We start from the raw sequence: 2,874 nt of genomic DNA on the forward strand, positions 1-2,874 counted from the left end.
CAGGTGGTGGCACGAAGCTAACCCCTTTTGCGTCACGGCAGGCGTTTACGAACAAAAAGATTTTTTATTGCGATCTACGCACTATCAAAAGCCTTAGCGGAGGCGAATTTATCGCACTTTTAAGGCAGAATTTCATAAATTTACAAAAAATTGTCGTAGGCGAGGACTTTAGATTTGGGCGTGATCGGGCGTGGGACGTGGAATTTTTAAGGCGCGAATTTCGCGGGCAAACCTGCGTCGTAGGGGAGTTTTGCTTAAGCGGCGGCGGCGTGCATTCAAGCAGGATCAAAGAGCTTTTATCGCGTGGTAGATGCGAAGAGGCGGCGGAGCTTTTAGGGCGAAATTACGAGATCTGCGGGCGGATCGTGCGCGGTCAGGGGCGCGGGGCGCGGGAGTTCGTAGCGACGCTAAATCTTGATGCGAGCGGCTATTTTATGCCAAAAAGCGGCGTTTACGCAACCGTCACGAGCGTGCGCGGCGCAAACTACAAAAGCGTGAGCTTTGTGGGAGAGCGCCTTAGCACCGACGGGGCTTTTGCGATTGAAACGCACATTTTAGGGGGCTTTGCGGGCTTCGAGGCCGTAAATTCTGCGCAAGATCACGCGCCGTGCTGCGGGGGGCAAGCCGCACATTCTGCGCGAAATTTAGATGAAATTTCGGCGTGTAATTCAGTAGAAATTTCTACACAAAATTTTGCGTCGAGCGAGAGCTTGGACGCCGAAAATAAAAATTTAGAGGCTGCGGACAAAAACAGCGGCGCGAAATTTGCTTGCGTGAAATTTATAAAGTTCCTACGTGAAAATCGCAAATTTAGCGATCTAGCGCAGCTTAAAGAGCAGATTTTAAAAGACGCTACGGAGGCGGAGGCGGTACTACGAAGCCGCAAATTTTAATCTACGGCTTGCAAGCTTAAAGATGAAATTTTCGGGCTGTGCGCTTGATTTGATGCGTCTGCCCGCGTTTTGCATCTAGGCGCATTAAATGAGCCGTCTGCGTTGTCCCGTATAAAAGTAGTGTGCCCGTTGTCACTGAGAATACTTGGCGCACCGCCTACATGGCTTTAACGCACCTTGGGCTTGGGCTTATGTAAGACGAGGCAAGTGCAAGCTGCGCCGAGAATCGAGGGTGATAAAAAATCTTAGTTGCGCTGCGAAGCCTTAAAATTTAGCAGGGATAAGCTGCCGAGCAAGAGCCAAACGGCTAAATTATGCGCATAGTCAAACGTAAATTTTACCAAGCGCCTCTATTTTTGCGGCATGTAAAATCGCAAAATGGGCGCGAAATTCTACTAATGGAGCTTTGACTATGCTTTTAGTTTAAGTTAGTAATTAAAGAATTTAAAGGAGCTGTTTTGATAGCGTGAGATTTGGTGGCGTAAAAATTTAATGTTGAGAAATTCTAAGCCCGCTAAATAAGGCGCAAAATTTTAAGGATATATTCGCGCGGTGCGGAATTTTAGGGCCTATCAAGCAAGACGTGAAATTTAATCATGCATCGAGCATATCCGGGCTAGAAGTTGGGCGCAAACTGGGATGCAGCTCGCTCGCATTAAAAGCGCTCATGCTGCGTTTAAAATTTAGGTATGCTTACGCGCGGGGCAAACTAAGCGCAAAAATTCCATGCGTAGCGGTCGCAAATCGAGTGTCGCTTAAGTGCAGAAAGCACGGCGTGAGAATTCTGCGTTTAGCATGCGTAGGAAGTATAAATCGAGTACTGCGTAAATAGCGAAACTAAAAGGAAACGGATGAAAGACGAAATTTTTAAAGAGCCTATCAAAAAGCAGTTTGAGTTTGACGCCAGCGTCGCGTCGGTTTTTGATGATATGATCGGGCGCAGCGTGCCGTTTTACGAGGCCAGCACACGGCTTAGCAGCGAGCTTTTGGCGCGGATACTGCCGCAAAATGCACGCGTGATCGATCTTGGCTGCTCGACTGCGACCGCGCTGCTGGCGCTGTTTGCGCTGCGCCCAGATCTGCGGCTGTGCGGCATCGACAGCTCGGAGGCGATGATACAAAACGCCCGCGCCAAGGCGGCGGCGTTCGGCGCCGAGCTCGAGCTTAGCGTATCGGACGTGCTGGATGCGAGCCTCGCAGACTGCGACGCCGTGATTTTAAACTACACCCTGCAGTTCATCAGACCGCCGCGTAGGGCCGCGCTCGTGAGTAAAATTTACGACGGATTGCGCGAGGGCGGGGTTTTGATCTTTAGCGAAAAGATCGTCTACGAAGAGCCTGCGCTCGCGCGCCGGATGATCGAAATTTACGAGGATTACAAGCGCGCGCAGGGCTACTCGCGCTACGAGATCGCACAAAAACGAGAGGCGCTCGAAAACGTGCTCGTGCCCTACACTGAGGCGGAAAACCGCGCCTTGGCGCTAAGCGCGGGCTTTAAGCGCGTCGAGAGTATTTTTAAATGGGCGAATTTTATGAGCTTTGCGGCGTTTAAATAGCGATAATTTAAATTTACAAGAAGTATAAATTTTAGAATTCTATGAATTTAAAAATTTCAATGATTTCCGAAGTTTTTTACTTTCCAAAACTCTTGCATTATAAAATTTGAAGCAAAATGCAGAGTGCAAATTTTAAATTTTATTCTGTACGCAAAAGCGCTCCCGTATTTCAAAGGCATAAAACCTAAAATATCTTCTCGTACACGCAACTTTTGGAATGTGAGCGCCCAAAAGCCTTTTATTTTACGTAAAATTTTAACAGTCTAGAAATAATTGATACAAATTCCAATTAAACTAAATTTTACTTCATTTCTATTTACTGCGCTTTTTGGGTTGTTTCGGCGATTTGGACTTGCGGGCTTACTTTTGTGATTAACCCCGTTTCTTCATCTATTTTTTCGCTAGCGATACGATTTTCAAAATCG

2 protein-coding genes are annotated in these 2,874 nt (G+C 47.5%); both read left to right on the forward strand.

Annotation, left to right across the window (positions count from 1 at the left end):
* The coding region (locus tag Q0236_RS12635) for a riboflavin kinase (protein WP_297918721.1) at positions 1 to 893 on the forward strand (893 nt) is incomplete at its 5' end.
* Between the two features lie 851 nt (positions 894 to 1,744).
* Positions 1,745 to 2,449, forward strand: a complete 705-nt coding sequence (gene cmoA / locus Q0236_RS12640) for a carboxy-S-adenosyl-L-methionine synthase CmoA (RefSeq protein WP_297918724.1) — start codon at positions 1,745 to 1,747, stop codon at positions 2,447 to 2,449.
* Positions 2,450 to 2,874 lie beyond the last annotated feature (425 nt).

This window comes from uncultured Campylobacter sp., from assembly GCF_938031315.1.
GTDB lineage: Bacteria > Campylobacterota > Campylobacteria > Campylobacterales > Campylobacteraceae > Campylobacter_B.

Bases quoted from the DNA above. Each gene is read 5' to 3' on its own strand.
- cmoA (WP_297918724.1), top strand. From the start codon at position 1,745: ATGAAAGACGAAATTTTTAAAGAGCCTATCAAAAAGCAGTTTGAGTTT.